Here is a 17,586-nt window from a genome sequence, read left to right on the forward strand (position 1 = left end):
GCCGTGCATCGGCTAACCCATTTTTTACAATTGATAATTAATGTATTCTTTGAATTAACCTTTAGGACACATTAATTAGCAATTTTGTATTAAGCTGCTTAAAAAGCACTGTTTATTACCTGCGCTACTATACCAGACTCTGCTAAACATCAAACTACCTCAATAAAAAGATCTTCATTTAAAACAGAAAAATGAGATCTCGCTCATAAAAATAGCATTATGTAGCTAAAGTTGATTAGAAATGCTTTAAAGATATGGTGTTGAATAAATTAAAAACAAGAGCGAAGCGCTTAAATTTCACCCTTAAATGCCTTGTTTGTCGCTATCGTTTTTTAATCCTTAAATTGAGCAATAATTTTATTAATTAATCTCGGTAGGTCACTTAAGTCATGCGGTTTATCGGCAGATGTGTATGCACGGAAGCTTTATCATTAAAGAGGTTGTTAATCGTAAAAAAGGTGTATGTTAATATCTTCTGTAACCAGCGTTTGCTAATATTATTTTTAGTAGCATAGAGTTAGTCATCTTTTTTATTGCTATATAACACGTTGATTGAGTTTAATAAAAGGGTAATAAAGTGCAAACCAACAAAGATAACTTAGTAGTCCTTGGCGCTGGTTGGCTTGGCCAAGCCTTATGTATTGATGCACAAAAACAAGGTTGGCAAGTGCAAGGAACTCATCGTAGTGACACTCATCAATTTGATTTTGAGCGTCAGTTTGTTCTACAAAACGGCGAGCTGCAGCACCAAGTGGATTTACAAAACGCGTACTGGGTGTGTGCTATACCTCCGCGCAGTCGTGACAGCGAAAGTGATTATTCTCAAGTGCTGGAGCAGGGGTTAAAGCTGGCAACTGAACTTAATTGCAAAGGTTTTTTATTGTGCTCATCGACTGGGGTGTATGATCAAGAGCCTGGAGTTTATAGTGAAAGTAGCGATATATCTGGCACTAACGAGCGACAAATAAAGCTCTATGATGCTGAAGAGCAAGTACTTGAACAGCAAGGTAAAGTTCTAAGATTAGCCGGATTGTTGGGGCCAAACAGAGAGCCGGGTCGTTTTGTGGCAGGTAAGGAGCTCAACACCTCTAGTCAGCAAGTGGTGAACATGGTGCATCAACAAGATGTGATCAATGCCATTTATGCGGTACTTAACAATTGGTCACAAGGGCAAAGCATTTATAATGTAGTTAACCCTGCGCACCCGAGCAAAGCAGATTATTATGCACAAAAGTGTGAGCTGTATGGCACACAAATGCCCAGTTTTAGTAGTGATGAAGTCGCTGAGCGCAAAGTTATTGGCTCAGCGATAGAAGCGCTGGGTTTTAGTTATCAGTATGGTATTTAATAAGAAGGTAAGGGCGAATTTTTTATAAAGTCGCACAACTTACCTTCACTTAGTAGTCTGTTAGCCGCTTCAATATCGGGGGCAAAGTAGCGGTCTTTGTCGTAATAACTAACATGTTGGCGTAGCAGCGCCTTCGCATTTTCTACCTGCTCACACGCATGTAGTGGCGCTCTAAATTCTAGCCCTTGAGAAGCACTCAGCCACTCAACGGCTAACACGCCTTGCGTATTATTAGCCATATCAACTAAGCGCCTAGCAGCAAAAGTTGCCATAGAGACATGGTCTTCTTGATTAGCTGAGGTCGGTAAGCTGTCTACCGAAGCTGGGTGTGCTAGTGACTTGTTCTCAGAGGCGAGCGCAGCTGCGGTTACTTGAGCAATCATAAACCCTGAATTTACCCCACCGTTTTCAACTAAAAATGGCGGCAATTTTGATAAATTAGAGTCAATCAGTAGGGCAATACGTCGCTCAGCTAAGGCGCCAATTTCGGCAATGGCAATTGCAAGGTTATCAGCGGCCATAGCAACGGGCTCAGCATGAAAGTTTCCACCTGAAATAATATCCCCCACATCGGCAAAAACGAGTGGGTTATCGGTTACCCCGTTTGATTCACACAGTAATACTTCGGCGGCTTGGCGTATTTGGGTTAAACACGCACCAAGTACTTGCGGTTGGCAGCGCAGGCAATAAGGGTCTTGTACTTTTTCACAATTAATATGTGAGTCACTAATTTGTGAGTGGGTGCTTAATAGCTCTCTAAATACGTGCGCGGTATCAATTTGCCCTTTTTGACCACGAACCTCATGAATACGAGCATCAAACGGTGCGCGACTGCCCATGGCGGCCTCAATACTTATAGAGCCAATAACACAGCTTTGTGCGTACAAATCTTCTGCTCTAAATAAGCCCTGCAGTGCGAATGCAGTAGAGGCCTGTGTGCCATTTAATAGTGCTAAGCCTTCTTTAGCAGCTAATATCAGTGGCTCTAGCCCTGCAATTTTTAACCCCTGTTCTGCGCTTATTAGCTCTCCTTGATAGCGCATTTTCCCTTCACCTAATAAAGGCAGGCACATATGAGCAAGGGGGGCTAAATCGCCCGATGCGCCTACTGAGCCTTTTTTAGGCACGCATGGGTACACTTCATTTTTAAGTAGCTGTATAAAAAACTCAATGACTGCTAGACGAATACCAGAATAACCCCGTGATAAAGAATTTACTTTTAGGGTGATCATTAATCTGACCGTGCTGTCATCCATTAACTCGCCAATGCCCGCAGCGTGTGAAAGCACAATACTGCGTTGTAATAGTTCTAGCTCATCATTCGCTATTTTAGTATTGGCTAATAAACCAAAGCCGGTATTAATACCATATACGGTACGCTGCTCGTTTATTACGTCTTGAACTGTCTGGGCACTGGCTGCTATTTGTGTAGCGGCTTCAGTTGCCAAAGTTAAATCTACGGCCGATTGATTAATTTTTCTTAAGGTATGTAATTCAAGCTGACCCGGTGTAAGTGTGTATGAAATCATGACTTATCCTTGTTAAGCATAGGTAGGTCTAGGTTTTGTTGTTGTGCACAATTTTTTGCAATGTCATAACCGGCATCGGCATGGCGCATCACACCGGTAGCAGGATCATTCCAAAGCACTCTTGCAAGGCGTTGCTCTGCTTCATCGGTACCATCGGCAACAATAACCACACCTGAATGCTGGCTAAAGCCCATACCTACACCACCGCCATGATGAAGCGATACCCAAGTAGCACCGCCTGCGGTATTGAGCAGGGCATTTAATAAAGGCCAATCAGAGACTGCATCGGAGCCATCTTGCATGCTCTCTGTTTCACGATTAGGACTAGCTACTGAGCCTGAGTCAAGATGATCGCGGCCAATAACTACCGGTGCTTTAAGCTCACCGTTTTTAACCATTTCATTAAAGGCAACCGCTAGACGCGCTCGGTCTTTTAAGCCAACCCAACAAATACGTGCAGGTAAGCCTTGAAATTGAATTCGCTCACGCGCCATATCAAGCCAGTTATGCAAATGCTTATCATCAGGAATTAGTTCTTTTACTTTTGCGTCTGTTTTGTAAATATCTTCGGGATCGCCTGAGAGTGCTACCCATCTAAATGGGCCAATGCCTTCACAAAATAATGGACGAATATAAGCAGGTACAAATCCAGGGAAATCAAATGCATTTGTTACGCCTTCTTCGAGCGCCATTTGACGAATATTATTGCCATAGTCGGTAGTTGCTGCGCCTGCATCTTGCAGTGCCAACATCGCTGTTACTTGAACTGCCATTGACTGTTTGGCCGCTTTCACCACTGCTTGTGGATTATCGATTCGCATTTTTGCAGCATGCTCCATACTCCAACCTTGTGGCAGGTAGCCGTTAAGCGGATCATGGGCTGAGGTTTGATCGGTGACTATATCGGGAGTAATACCACTTTTTACTAAGGTACTAAAAACATCAGCCGCGTTACCAAGTAAACCCACAGAAAGCGCTTCACCTTTTACGCAGGCATCGGTTATTAATTTTAATGCATGCTCAAGATCTGTGGCTTTTACGTCGACGTACCCTGTTTTTATTCGAAAATCGATACGGCTTTCATCACATTCTACTACTAAGGCACTAAAGCCTGCCATGGTTGCTGCTAATGGTTGTGCACCGCCCATTCCTCCCAGGCCACCTGTTAGCACCCACTTACCTTTGGCATCGCCTGAAAAATGTTGTTTTGCCATAGCTACAAAGGTTTCGTAAGTGCCTTGAACAATCCCTTGAGAACCGATATAAATCCAAGAGCCAGCGGTCATTTGGCCGTACATCATCAAGCCTTTTTTATCTAACTCGTTAAAATGTTCCCAGTTAGCCCAGTGTGGAACAAGGTTAGAATTTGCAATTAATACCCGCGGTGCGTTGCTATGAGTTTTAAATACCCCCACCGGTTTACCTGATTGCACTAATAGGGTTTCGTCATCGTCAAGGCGCTCAAGCGTCTCAATTATTTTGTCGTAGCTTGGCCAGTCACGGGCAGCACGGCCAATTCCGCCATACACCACCAAAGCTTGAGGGTGCTCGGCAACATCAGGGTCTAAATTATTCATTAGCATGCGTTTAGCTGCTTCGGTTTGCCAGCTTTTAGTAGATATTTGATTACCATGCTGTGCGCGAATTGTGCGTTGTGTGTCCAGTCGATGATCCATTATTCACTCCTGTTAAATTTAAGTGTTATGCGCTTTATTATTGTTTTTAAATGTTAATTGTCCGCCCAAGCGATACTTACTGCCTGGCGATATAAGTCGTGCAAAACTAACAATTCCGTTTACCGACCAAGTACGGCGTATTACTTGTAAACAGGGCTCTTCGTTATATAAATTAAGCCATTGGCACATTTCACTGTTTGGGGTAATAGCCTCTACCGTATGCCTCGCTTGCGTTAAAGGGGCAACTGTTGAGAGATATTCGTGAGGGGTAAGGGCGGTAAAATCTTGTTGTAAATAATCTTTTGCAAGGGGCGGATTTACAAAGCGCTCCTCTACTTGCAAGGGACTGTCGTTTTCATTATGAATTATGACACTGCGATACACCACGCTATCTACCTCTACACCTAAAGCAATTGCAATTGGCGCGACGGCATTAATCGATTCTAATACTTGGACTGTGCAGCTGTAGTTTCCGTTTCGCTCTTTTACTTCATTGGCGATGTTTTTTATTTCAAGTAATGACGACTGAGACTTGAAGCTTGCTACAAACGTTCCTAGGCCTTGGCTACGGGTTAAAATGCCCGCATCAGTGAGTTCGCTAAGTGCCCGACGTGCGGTCATTCTGCTTACTGTAAATTGTTTTGCTAGTTCATTTTCTGAAGGGACACGTTGGTTTTCAAGCCAAAGCCCACTGCGTATTTTGTCCACAATAAATTGTTTTATTTGCGTAAACTTAGGTGCTGGCATAAATATTTTTAGTATATTAAAAATAAACAATACCTAGTAAGATGGCATAATCATCTTGTATATACAAGATGTGTTTTTAAACTCGTTTGAACACTATCGCGGAGAGACTTATGCAAGCTACAGAATCCACAGAACAGTTAAATGATATCGATTTATTACTCACCGATGCCAATATTGCCACTATGGATAGCAACATTGATGCGCCTTATGGAGCGATAGAAAATGCGGCTTTAGCAATTAAAAATGGCAAAATAGCATGGTTAGGTAAGCAAACTGAGTTGCCCGACTTTGATGTATTAGCCACTCCGGTAGTAAGTATCAAAGGACAGTGGTTAACCCCGGGGTTAGTGGATTGCCATACTCACTTAGTGTTTGCCGGTTCTCGTGCACAGGAGTTTGAGCAGCGTTTACAGGGGGTAAGTTATCAGCAAATTGCCGCGCAAGGGGGTGGGATTGCAAGTACAGTTAAAGCAACCCGAGAGGCTGACCACGAACAATTATTTGTAGCAGCAAAAGATCGTTTAAATGCACTGCTAGCTGAAGGTGTCACTACGGTAGAAATTAAGTCAGGGTATGGGCTTGATATAGAAAATGAGAAAAAAATATTAGAAGTTGCTAGGCTTTTAAATCAACATCATCCTATTGAAGTCATTAATACCTTTTTAGGGGCGCATGCATTGCCTTTAGAGTTTAAAAATCGTAGTGATGATTATATAAATTTAGTGTGTAATGAAATGCTCAACACCCTTGTTGAACATGATTTAGTCGATGCGGTTGACGTGTTTTGTGAGGATATTGGCTTTAGTTATGCGCAAACGCAGCGAGTATTTGATGCGGCTAAAAAGCTGGGGTTAGCAATTAAGTGTCATGCTGAGCAGTTATCCAATCAACAAGGTGCTGCGCTGGTGGCGCAATACAATGGTTTGTCGGCCGATCATTTGGAATATCTTGATGAAGCCGGTGTTAAAGCTATGGCAAATGCAGGTACTGTGGCGGTATTACTGCCCGGTGCTTTTTATTTTTTAAAAGAAACGAAATACCCTCCGATTGAACTGTTAAATAAATACAAGGTTCCCATCGCAATTGCCAGTGATTTTAACCCCGGCACATCACCGTTATGTTCTTTGCAATTAATGATGAATATGGCTTGTACATTATTTAATTTTACTCCAGAGCAAGCATTAATGGGAGTCACTGCACACGGAGCTCAGGCTCTTGGTTTTACTGATAGAGGCGTATTAAAAGTAGGTGCTCGCGCTGATATAGCACATTGGCAAATTGAGCATCCAGCACAATTAAGTTATCAGTTTGGAGTAAATAAACTGTTAAATTTATGGATATTGGGTAAACTTAGCTAATTATAAGACTTAACTCTTAAACCCATGTTTTATTTAATGTCAGTGAGTACCTCAGCTATGGATGGAACGTTATTGAGCTACAGTAATTTAGCTATATTTTTAAGTGGTGCGCTTTTAATGGCAATGGTTGCTGTATTGTTAACCGTTAAAAGTAACGTAATAAGACTCATCCTTTTATGCACCGGGCTGATTGGTTTAGCTATGGTTAGTACTGCCATTCCTTGGTTTGTTGTGTTATTGGCTCTGGGGTTTGGTTTTCATTTATATCAAGCGAATTTACTAAAGCAAAAACTCCCATTACTTGTTAGTGCCTGTGCAACAGGGTTACTTGCTTTATTATTTATTGGTTACCTCTTTTTTACGCTACATTTAGCGTGGTTACTTATTCCAATTTTACTGCTCAGTAGCAGTAGCTTTTCAATGGATAATGCACCACAGATTGCTCCACCCTTAAAGCCGCAAACCGACCCTGAGGTGTATGTTGAAAACTCACCTTTAACTAGCTTCCCAGATAAACAACAGTTACGTCAAAAATATAATGAGCTTATTAATGAAGATTCATTCAGAGCTGCACTTATTGTTTTAAGATTGGAGGGCTTTGCGCAGGTTAATCAACACATTGGCCGAGATTTTGGTGATTTACTCTTGTCTCAGTCGGCAAATAGAATAAAAGACTTATTAAATAGTGATGAAGTGTTTTATCTTGACGAGCAGGCTAAGTTAGCGCATTTGGGTGGGTTAAACTTTGCATTTATTTGTGATTTACAAAGCCATAATCATTTACATCAACAGCTTATAAAGCAAATTATTGGCGCGACTTTAAAGCCATTCAATGTAGCTAATTGTACGATTGAAGTAAAAGTAAGAGCCAGTTATGTACATTGTGAGCTGCAAAGCAGTAGCTTTGATGAGTTAATTAGTCATGCTTACTTGGCACTTGATAGCCGGCCTGATAAACAAATAGTGGCTTATCATCAGCAGATGACGGTTGAGCATTTAGAGCAGCAAGCGCGATTAACTGAGCTGGCGAATATCAGTTTTGCTGATGAGTTTGAACTGTTTTTTCAACCTGTGATTCGAAATAGTGATGGCCAAATCGAATTTTTAGAATTGCTATTACGTTGGCAGCATCCAACTCAAGGGACTTTGTCGGCGAGTCGATTTATCAATGATATTAGAATTGCAGGGCTTGGTTACTCACTCGCTACCTTTGTTATTGAACGTGCTGGAGAGCTTGCCATGGCACTTCGTATGGAAGGAATGTCGGTACCTTTAAGTGTTAATTTATTTGGCCCGGAAATGCTCAACGAAGAGTTTGTGGATTTTGTTTATGGGGTTATTGGTGAGCATCAACTCAGGCCTGGTGATTTAATTTTAGAATGTCCGCTACATATTTTTACTAGCTTAGATGATAAAGGCAGAGCCATGATTGCAAGGCTTAATAGTTTAGGTTTAAAAGTGTGTGTTGATGGTTTAGGTGATAACCCTGTATTACTTTCTAAGTTACCTAGTTTAGCGGTGGAATATATTAAAGTATCGCCTGCATTAACTGCAGACTTTAGTAATCAAAATAATATACGTAGTTTAGTAGGTGGCATGGTTGAAATGCATAACCAGCAACAGACGAAAGTTATTTTTGAAGGTGTTGAAACACTCGATCAACTAAAGTTTGTAAAAAGTCTAAAAGCCTATGCTTCACAGGGATACTATTTTGGACACCCATTGAGCAGTTTAGGATTAATGAGTTGGTTTAAGCAATGGTTAGAAGCACAAGAACTTTAAGTGTGTTTTAAATGCTTAGTTTTGTTTGTAAATAGGTATTAACTAAAGCACTGATCACTTGGCCACACTGTAATTTACCTGCAGTTATAGAATGAGGGTGTTGTGAAGGTGCTGCTTCGCATAAGTGTAAATAAGCACTGCGCGGATCATTTGCAGCTAAGTAAACATAATGCTCACCATCGCTGACATCAAAACCACAATAATTAAAGGCACTTGCAGGCATATTGGTTAAGCTATCTAAATCAACTTCTACCCCTAGCGGTGCGTTATCAAACTCTTTTAGTGCAAGGGCAGTTGCTTCAGTTAAGTTTATTTCACGCTTCACATTAATTGTTTGATAGCTTGTGTAGCTAAAGTTAGCGCTCTGCATAGCATCAAAAATAGGTTGATTGTTTTTTAGCTCATGTAAGCCAATAACATGGTAATTCTTGAGCAGCTGCTCTTGGTAAGCGTAGCGAAACCCATTACCACTGTGCCTACCTTCACACTCACGAAAGTCGGCATGAGGATCTAAATTAATCGCGTTAATTGCGCTATGGCTATGTTTGGCAAGCGAGCGAATAATACCCAAACAGTTATTGTGTCCGCCGCCAATAATAATAGGTTCAAGGCCCGCTTTAAAAACCATGTCTAAAATTGCTTCAACTCGCTCATCTACTTCAGCGCACAGCTTACGCAATTGAGCTAAGTCGTTTGGATTATGATTATCAAGCGTTTGGGCTTGTTGCATTAAATCGTCGAGGTTGACTTCGCCAAGCAGTAACACTTTTTGCATAGCGATGGCATTATTGTGAGGTTGGTTTAAAAACCGTTGTAAAAAAGCAGGCCAAGCATACTGTGCACCGCCTTTTCCTAGGTTGGCTCTCGGTCCAATGTCTTCACATATGCCGAGTAAGACAAAGCGCATACCAAATTGTACGGCATCAGCAAGCGCTTGTTGGATATTGTCGCGGGCATCGAGTAATGCCATCGACTGCCATGCTTTTAGCTCTCCAGCACGGTCAGAGCAAATTTCCTTTACCGTGCTTTCGTTATATATTTTAAGCTGAACAGTCACACTAAAGTTCTATTATTTCTAGCTCTAATTCTTCAGCAGAAAGTACAATACCTGTACTGTCGGCATAAACAAAGTCATCATCAAAAAATGATACGCCAGCAAAATTAACCCCTATACCGCTTTCGCCCGCGCCTTCACTGTCTGCTGCAACAGGAATTGATGCAATAGCTTGGATCCCTAAATCAAGTTCTTCAAGCTCATCAACGTGACGTAATGCACCATATACGATAATGCCTTGCCAATTGTTTTCTAGTGCCAGCTCAGCCAGCTCAATGTCGATTAATGCTCTGCGAGTTGAGCCGCCGCCATCAATAAGTAAAATCTGATCAGTACCATCTTGAGAAAGTAATTGGCGGATCAGTTCATTGTTTTCAAAACATTTTACCGTTTTAATGCGGCCACCAAAACTGTGTCGACCACCAAAGTTGATGAACATAGGTTCAAGCACGTCAACCACATCAGCAAAGTGGTCACATAAATCAGAAGTGCTGTAATCCATTATTTTATCCTCAAAAGATACATAAGTTAGTAACTCAGTATACCCTCCTTATAGGCAATAACAACGACTTAATCGCAGTAAATTTAGCCATAATTAGAACTAAATCAACTATAAGAATAATAATTCTTTCATAAACTTGTCATTTATTCACAACAAGATTATAAACAGGTGTATTGCATCTTTGATACAGTTGAACTTTTCCTCCTCAGTGGCAAGAGTTGTAAAATTGAGTAATACTGTGGTTAGGCCAATGGTTTAATATTGTCCATTTGTTTAAAAGGAGTTTGTAAATGGTTAAATTTTACCGGCGACCCCTTTTATTTTGTTCAAACTTAATGATTTAAATAAAATGAAGCATCACGTTATACTGCGCTGGCAAATTTAATATAGGTATTTACAATGAATTTTTTACAAAATCTGACGATAAAACGCCGTTTGCAACTAAATGCCCTAGTTGTTGGCTTAGCAATGATTGTCATGCTATGCATTATCATTTATGAAGCACGTGTAATGCTTAAATTAAATGAAACAATTCAATACGCCGAAGAGCTTGATGTGCATGAGCTTTCGATGCGTAAATATGAAAAAGATTTTTTATTTTATAAAGATGAAAATAGCTTAGATTTATTCACCAATGAATACAAACAGCTTCAGCTAAAACTGGGAAAGCTATCTGTTTTATCAAACGATTTGGATATTGCCATTGCTCAGGTTAACCAATTTGAGGCGCTTGCAAAGCAGTATTATGATGACTTTCAAGTTGTTGTTAATTTACAGCGAAAGATAGGTTTACACCCTAAAGATGCACTCTATGGCGAATTGCGTGAGTCAGTACACAACATTGAAACACTGCTGAACCAGCAAAATAATTATAAATTACTTACTACTATGCTGCAGCTACGCCGTGCTGAAAAAGACTTTATGTTACGTTTAGATACCAAATATTTAGACCGATTTAATAAATTGGGTGATGAGTTAAAACAACAAATAAATACCGCAGAAATACCTAGTAATATACGCAATCAATTAACCTCATTAATGACTAATTACCAAGGCAAATTTACCGCACTAGTCGATGCACAAGTCGCCTTAGGGGTTGATTTAGATTCGGGTGCTCTTGGGAAAATGAGAGTTAGTGTTAAGAAAAGTGATGATGTGGTTACTGCCATTACTACGGCCACTAAAAAGCAAGTGAGTGAGACAGCTCAGCAGGCGCAATTATTAGCAATAGCCATATTTATAGTTGCCAGTATTATTGTTATGGTCCTTGTGTATTTAACTAGCCGCTCAATAATTCAGCCTATTGAGAAAGTTTATCAAACTATTGACAAGATAAGACGAAACAATGATTTAAGCTTATTCATAGAGCACAAAGGAGAAGATGAAGTCACTAGGATGACCATAGATTTTAATAGCTTGATTAGCGACTTTAAAGATCTTATCTATGAAGTAAATACTGCTCTGACAACGCTTAATATAGCAACAGGTAACTTATCTGAAACAACCTCAGCAACTAGTTCTGGCATGCAAGAGCAATTGCATGAAGCGGACATGGTGGCAACGGCAGCCACAGAAATGCAAGCAACGATTCAAGATATTTCACATAATACAGAAGCTGCAGCTAAAAAAGCTGAATCAACCAATGTAAGTGCTCAACAAGGTCAAGTTGAAGTAGAGTCAACCATTAAACATATTAATGCTTTGTCTGATTCGCTTGGTAAGGCCTCTAGCGTGGTGTCACAGCTAGAAAAAGATGGTGAAACCATTGGCTCTGTACTTGATGTAATTCGTGCCATTGCAGAACAAACTAATTTACTGGCTCTAAATGCGGCTATTGAAGCAGCAAGAGCGGGTGAGCAAGGTCGTGGTTTTGCGGTTGTTGCAGATGAGGTGCGCTCACTTGCACAACGCACGCAAGAGTCAACTAGCGAAATTGAAGGTATTATTAACACCTTACAACAGCGTACCCAAGAGGTAGTGAGTATTATGCATCAGTGTCGTACTCAGGGTGGTGAGAGTGCAACACAAGCAACAAAAGCGGGTGAATTGCTAGGAGCAATCACTGTTGATGTGCAAACGATTATGGAAATGAGTACACATATAGCCACTGCTATTGATGAACAGAGTCAGGTAGCATCAGAGGTTAATAAAAATGTAGTCCGTATTCGAGATATTGCTGAAGGAGCTGCCGCTCACTCACAAACTAATGCGCAAACCAGTGAAGAGGTATCTGAGCAATCAAGGGTGCTTCATCAAGCAATCTCAAAATATAAAGTATAACTTTCCATAGAAAAAAGTGGCTTAATTGCCGCTTTTTTCTTACTAACTAAGCAGAGGCATCCCCACTGGCGCTAAGGTACAAATTTTATTGGTACACTGTCTTTGTTATCTTCATTCTGCTTAACACGTTCTAAATATGTGTCCCACAAGCTCGCCTTCTCAGCCTGCAGCTTAGCAAAATATTGCCAGCTAAATAGCCCGCTATTATGACCATCGTCAAACTCTAAACGTAATGCGTAATGCCCTACGGGTGCAATGTTTTTAATAGCCACAGCTTGTTTATTAAGTACTAATTTCATAGGCTCAGAGCCATGGCCTTGCACCTCGGCTGAGGGAGAGTGTACCCGTAAAAACTCCGCACTGAAGGTTGTCTCTGAATGATCATCAAAGAACACATCTAAATTTTTACTCACACTATGATAGTGCACTTTAGTTACTTGTTTCATTGTCATCTCACTTACAAAAAAGCCTCCATGCTGGAGGCTTTAGTATAACGTTTTATGTCTTTGCAATTAAAGAATAAAGCGACTTAAGTCTTCATCTTCAACCAGTGCACCTAGGTGTTTTTCAACATAGGCAGCGTCAATAACTAAACTTGAACCTGCTTTTTCTGAAGCATCATATGAAATTTCTTCCATTAATCTTTCCATAACAGTATGCAGACGGCGAGCACCGATGTTTTCAGTTTTCTCATTAACCTGCCACGCGGCTTTAGCAATACGCTCAATTGCATCGTCGCTAAACTCAATAGCAACTTGTTCTGTTTTAAGTAGCTCACGTTGTTGTTCAGTAAGTGATGCGTGTGGCTCAGTTAAAATACGCTTAAAGTCATCGGCTGTTAGTGCTTCAAGTTCAACACGAATAGGTAAACGGCCTTGTAGTTCAGGGATCATGTCTGATGGCTTAGACATTTGGAATGCACCTGAGGCAATAAATAGCATATGGTCAGTTTTAACCATGCCATGCTTAGTATTAACCGTAGAGCCTTCAATAAGCGGTAATAAATCACGTTGTACACCTTCACGGCTTACATCTGGGCCTGAAGCTTCACCACGCTTACAGATTTTGTCTATTTCATCAATAAACACAATGCCATTTTGCTCTACCGCAAAAATTGCTTGCTCTTTCAATTCTTCAGGGTTGACTAACTTACCGGCTTCTTCTTCGGTAAGTAGTTTAAATGCTTCTTTAATTTTAAGCTTACGTTTAGTGCGTTTATCACCACCCATATTTTGAAACATGCCCTGTAGCTGGTTGGTCATTTCTTCCATACCAGGAGGAGCCATAATTTCAACATTCGGTTGAGCTTGCGCTAAATCAATATCAATTTCTTTGTCATCTAGCTGGCCTTCGCGTAATTTTTTACGAAACGATTGGCGTGTTGATGAGTTATCATCGCGCTGAACTTCACCGTATTGATCTTTCACTGGAGGCAGTAATACATCTAAAATACGCTCTTCTGCAGCTTCTTCTGCACGGTGTTTAAACTTTTTAGTTTGTTGCTCACGAGTCATTTTAATTGAAACATCAACTAAATCACGGATGATAGTTTCAACTTCTTTACCTACATAACCCACCTCTGTAAATTTAGTGGCTTCAACTTTGATAAAAGGGGCATTAGCAAGTTTTGCTAAACGACGCGCAATTTCTGTTTTACCTACACCAGTTGGGCCAATCATTAAAATATTCTTTGGCGTTACTTCTGTGCGTAAGTCTTCGTTTAACTGCATACGGCGCCAGCGATTACGAAGGGCAATAGCAACCGCTTTTTTTGCTTTTGCTTGACCAATAATATGCTGGTCTAGCTCATGAACAATTTCTCTTGGGGTCATATCAGACATGGCGAGTTCCTATTACAATTCTTCGATAGTTTGGAAGTTATTCGTAAATACACAGATGTTGCCAGCAATTGTTAGGCTTTTCTCTACAATTTCACGAGCACTTAAGTCGGTATTTTCTAATAAGGCGGTTGCAGCAGATTGCGCAAAGTTTCCGCCACTGCCAATTGCGATCAGGTCGTTTTCAGGTTGTACGACGTCACCATTACCAGTGATGATCAGTGAGGCAGTTTCATCAGCGACAGCTAATAGAGCTTCAAGTTTACGTAGGGCGCGATCGCTACGCCAATCTTTAGCCATTTCTACGGCCGCTTTAGTTAGATTACCTTGGTGCATTTCTAATTTGCTTTCAAAACGTTCGAAAAGGGTGAAGGCATCAGCAGTACCGCCAGCAAAACCAGCAATTACTTTGCCATTATAAAGACGTCGAACTTTTCGGGCATTGCCCTTCATTACAGTATTACCAAGGGAGACTTGGCCGTCACCACCAATAACAACTTTGTCATCACGGCGTACACTTACGATTGTAGTCATGTTATTCCTCATCATCGCGCTGCAAGGGGGCAGCGCGTAAAAAACGATTATGAAGAGGTTATATGGGTGAATGGTTTAAATTCAAGTCCAGCCCCAAATTCCGCAGCCAACGATATTAATTCGTTTTAGTTTATTTTTATCACTTTCTGCTTGGCGCTTGGTTTCATAAGGCCCTAAACGCACCTTATACCAAACACCATTGGTACCTGTGGCTTTTTTGATCTCTGAAATTAGCCCAGCAAAGGCTATTTTAGCCTTTAAGGTTTCAGCTTGTTGATGCGTTTTAAATGAACCACACTGCATAACATAAGGGCCTTTTTGTTCAAGTTCTTTCACTTCAACTTGAATTTCATGCTCTTTAATTTCTTTAATAAATTTAGGTGGTCGCGGTTTAGCTATTTCTACTTGTTTTTCGGCTGTTGGGTTTGCTTGTTTTTCAACAAGATCAGGATCGGCATTATTTTTAACAAACCAGAGTCCGTATGCAAAGCCACCGACAAGTACTAGTGCAATCAGGGTTAATAACAGCGGAAAAGGTTTTTTAGCCGGTTCTTGTTTGGTGTTTTTTCTATTTTTTGGTTTTTTATTAATATAATCGTGCTGTGCCATGGTGTTATGTGTGGCCTTACCTAAATCATGTCTGTAGGGTCTACGTCTAAACTCCAGCGAACTTTTTGAGCTAGTTTACTGGTGCTGAGATAATTAACCATTTGTGCAAGATACGGGTGTAAAATGCGTCGATCTTGCGCTTGAATATGTAATTGAAAACGATACATCCCCGCAATCTTTTCTAAAGGCGCAGGGATAGGTCCAAGCAATTGTATACCAGATACCCCATTGACAGGAACCAAATCCGTTAGAAAGTCGACGACTTGCTTAATGTTATGTCCCTGTGCACGAACTATCGCCATACTGGTGATGGGTGGTAACTGCGCGTCACTTCGTTCAGTGAGCGCAAAGCGGGCAAAATCTTGATAGCCGTTATTAACTAAATCTTGTAATAATGGGTGCTCAGGGAAGTGTGTTTGTAATAATACTTCACCGGGCTCACCAGAACGTCCAGCTCTGCCTGCAACCTGAGTCACTAATTGAGCAAGGTGTTCTGTTGCCCTAAAGTCACACGAATATAAACCACTATCTACATCTAAAATGAGTACTAAGCTTACATCCGCAAAGTGGTGGCCTTTGGCCAGCATTTGCGTACCGACTAAAATGCGTGCGCCACCTTGGTTTATTTCATCCAATGCTTTTTCAAGGCTGCCTTTGCGCCTCGTAGAGTCGCGGTCTATTCGGCTAATTGGGATGTCTTTAAATTCAGTACTCAAAAATTCTTCTATTTGTTCAGTGCCTTTACCGTTAGGAAATATCTGCGTGCTACCACAATCAGGGCATTGATGCGGTACTTGATATTGGTCACCACAGTGATGGCAAATCATCTGACCGATGGCTTTATGAAAGGTTGCACTCGTGCTGCAGCGATTACATTCACTTAACCAACCACACTCATGACATATTAAAGTAGGCGAAAAACCACGGCGGTTTAAAAATACCATTACCTGCTTACCTTTATTCAGGTGCTGGCGCATTATCGCTAGGCTCGCATGGGCAATACCTGCTTGATCAGGCTGACCTTTCATGTCGAGAAGCTTAAATTGATTATCGGTGGCAGTTTGTGCTCGCTCACTTAGTGTGAGTAACTGGTATTTGTTATTAATTGCTTTGTGCAGTGTTTCTAATGCGGGAGTCGCACTGCCTAAAATAAGCGGAATGTTATGCTGATAAGCACGATACGCTGCTAAATCGCGTGCATGATAGCGTAAAGTATCTTGTTGTTTAAATGAAGCATCATGTTCTTCATCAACCACAATCATCCCGAGTTTTAAAAAGGGCAGAAAAATACTCGAACGAGTACCTATAACGATGGCACAACTGCCTTTTTCACAAAACCGCCATGTTTGCAGGCGCTCGTTATCGGTGAGCGCTGAATGCCATAGCATAATTGGCGTGTCAGGGAAGCGGCGCCTAAAACGATTCACTGTTTGCGGTGTTAGACCTATCTCAGGAACAAGTACTAACGCTTGCTCTCCACGCTTTAACACCTCTTCAAGGCACTGTAGGTAAACTTCTGTTTTACCGCTACCAGTGACACCTTCAAGTAAAAAGCTATTGAAACCGGTGCTTTGATTAATAGCTGTGCAAGCAATCGCTTGTTCTTTATTTAAGCGTGGCTTAGTGCCCACAGTAGGAGAGGCATGTTGCCATTGATTGTCATGTTCAATGGTTTGCACTATCAACTCTTTTGCCAACAGGCTATCAATAGTCTTTTTATTAAACCCGAGTGCTTTTAGTTCCGTTAATGATGACTTACCCGATGCAGATAATTGCTTAAGCAAGTTAAGCTGTGTTTTAGCTTTTAAAGATGGTAAAAGCGCCCCTTTATCAGTTAACGTCAGCATATTTATACTGGTTTTATCAGGGCATTCACCTTGGCGCAGCGCATTGGGGAGTGCAATATGAATAGTTTCACCTAGTGGATAACAATAATAACGCGCAGTAAACTTCAGCAGCTCCAAATGTTGCGCAGATAACACCGGCGAATTATCAATTACTTCAATAATAGATTTGATTTTGCCTTCAGGAACTTCTGTATCGGTTTTTAAACTAAGGATAACCGCTACTTTTCGTTGATTGCCAAAAGGGACGAGTACGCGCATGCCAGGCTGCAATTGAGTCAGCGGTGTTAATTGCTCATCCACTTTATAATCAAAGGTGCGAGGTAAGGGGACTTTTATTGCAACTTCAACAAAACACATAACAACTCAACTAAGAAACCTAATAGCCTAATGTACTAAAAATAGTATTAAAAGCCTACCGACAAATCAGTAATCAATAGGTGTTTGCCGACTTTTTAGTAAAAAGAATAATTAAAGCTTGTGTG

14 protein-coding genes are annotated in these 17,586 nt (G+C 40.9%); 4 read left to right on the forward strand and 10 right to left on the reverse strand.

The genetic code is table 11. The features are described 5' to 3' along the window. The first annotated feature begins 577 nt into the window (after positions 1-577). A complete protein-coding gene (locus tag ACNSN3_RS00780) occupies positions 578-1,348 on the forward strand; it encodes an NADP-binding protein (protein ID WP_109875465.1) in 771 nt (256 codons plus the stop codon). Here the strand turns inward: ACNSN3_RS00780 and hutH are convergent. The 3 genes from hutH to hutC are packed head-to-tail and all read right to left on the reverse strand — an operon-like array spanning position 1,345 to position 5,300. Next, positions 1,345-2,877 (reverse strand): histidine ammonia-lyase, encoded by a 1,533-nt coding sequence (gene hutH, locus ACNSN3_RS00785; protein ID WP_418608169.1) that lies wholly within the window; start codon positions 2,875-2,877, stop codon positions 1,345-1,347. The genes ACNSN3_RS00780 and hutH overlap by 4 nt on opposite strands. Continuing rightward, positions 2,874-4,553 carry a urocanate hydratase gene (gene hutU, locus ACNSN3_RS00790; protein ID WP_055012270.1) on the reverse strand — a complete coding sequence of 560 codons (1,680 nt, stop codon included), beginning with the start codon at positions 4,551-4,553 and terminating at the stop codon, positions 2,874-2,876. The genes hutH and hutU overlap by 4 nt, the downstream gene beginning before the upstream one ends. A gap of 18 nt (positions 4,554-4,571) precedes the next feature. Beyond that, entirely contained in the window at positions 4,572-5,300 is a 729-nt protein-coding gene (hutC, locus tag ACNSN3_RS00795) for a histidine utilization repressor (RefSeq protein ID WP_010390397.1), read from the reverse strand. 110 nt (positions 5,301-5,410) lie between these two features. Here hutC and hutI point away from each other — a divergent pair, with 110 nt between their 5' ends. Both hutI and ACNSN3_RS00805 read left to right on the forward strand, forming a co-directional pair. After that, entirely contained in the window at positions 5,411-6,658 is a 1,248-nt protein-coding gene (gene hutI / locus ACNSN3_RS00800; protein ID WP_010390398.1) for an imidazolonepropionase, read from the forward strand. A gap of 57 nt (positions 6,659-6,715) precedes the next feature. Continuing rightward, on the forward strand, positions 6,716-8,440 hold the full coding sequence (locus ACNSN3_RS00805; RefSeq protein ID WP_418609023.1) for an EAL domain-containing protein: 1,725 nt from the start codon (positions 6,716-6,718) through the stop codon (positions 8,438-8,440). Between the two features lie 7 nt (positions 8,441-8,447). Here the strand turns inward: ACNSN3_RS00805 and ACNSN3_RS00810 are convergent, their stop codons facing one another. Together ACNSN3_RS00810 and rraA are read right to left on the reverse strand one after the other, a co-directional pair. Further along, positions 8,448-9,497, reverse strand: a complete 1,050-nt coding sequence (locus ACNSN3_RS00810; RefSeq protein ID WP_054202553.1) for a formimidoylglutamase — start codon at positions 9,495-9,497, stop codon at positions 8,448-8,450. A 1-nt stretch (position 9,498) separates the two neighbouring features. After that, positions 9,499-9,996 (reverse strand): ribonuclease E activity regulator RraA, encoded by a 498-nt coding sequence (gene rraA, locus ACNSN3_RS00815; RefSeq protein WP_008465762.1) that lies wholly within the window; start codon positions 9,994-9,996, stop codon positions 9,499-9,501. A 399-nt stretch (positions 9,997-10,395) separates the two neighbouring features. Between rraA and ACNSN3_RS00820 the strand changes: the two genes are divergently transcribed. Beyond that, positions 10,396-12,276, forward strand: a complete 1,881-nt coding sequence (locus ACNSN3_RS00820) for a methyl-accepting chemotaxis protein (RefSeq protein WP_054202552.1) — start codon at positions 10,396-10,398, stop codon at positions 12,274-12,276. Positions 12,277-12,347: 71 nt separating this feature from the next. Here ACNSN3_RS00820 and ACNSN3_RS00825 read toward each other — a convergent pair whose 3' ends face one another. The 5 genes from ACNSN3_RS00825 to priA form a co-directional block, all read right to left on the reverse strand. Then, positions 12,348-12,722, reverse strand: coding sequence for a gamma-butyrobetaine hydroxylase-like domain-containing protein (locus ACNSN3_RS00825; RefSeq protein ID WP_418608173.1), 375 nt, complete (start codon positions 12,720-12,722; stop codon positions 12,348-12,350). Between the two features lie 66 nt (positions 12,723-12,788). Continuing rightward, complete coding sequence (gene hslU, locus ACNSN3_RS00830) at positions 12,789-14,117, reverse strand: HslU--HslV peptidase ATPase subunit (protein WP_054202550.1); 1,329 nt, start codon at positions 14,115-14,117, stop codon at positions 12,789-12,791. Positions 14,118-14,129: 12 nt separating this feature from the next. Next, a complete protein-coding gene (gene hslV, locus ACNSN3_RS00835) occupies positions 14,130-14,648 on the reverse strand; it encodes an ATP-dependent protease subunit HslV (RefSeq protein ID WP_008115012.1) in 519 nt (172 codons plus the stop codon). Between the two features lie 81 nt (positions 14,649-14,729). Then, a complete protein-coding gene (locus tag ACNSN3_RS00840) occupies positions 14,730-15,257 on the reverse strand; it encodes an SPOR domain-containing protein (protein ID WP_054202549.1) in 528 nt (175 codons plus the stop codon). A 20-nt stretch (positions 15,258-15,277) separates the two neighbouring features. Then, complete coding sequence (priA, locus tag ACNSN3_RS00845; protein WP_010390416.1) at positions 15,278-17,461, reverse strand: primosomal protein N'; 2,184 nt, start codon at positions 17,459-17,461, stop codon at positions 15,278-15,280. Positions 17,462-17,586 lie beyond the last annotated feature (125 nt).

This window comes from Pseudoalteromonas sp. US3C1004 (genome assembly GCF_048401065.1).
Taxonomy (GTDB): Bacteria; Pseudomonadota; Gammaproteobacteria; order Enterobacterales; family Alteromonadaceae; genus Pseudoalteromonas; species Pseudoalteromonas undina.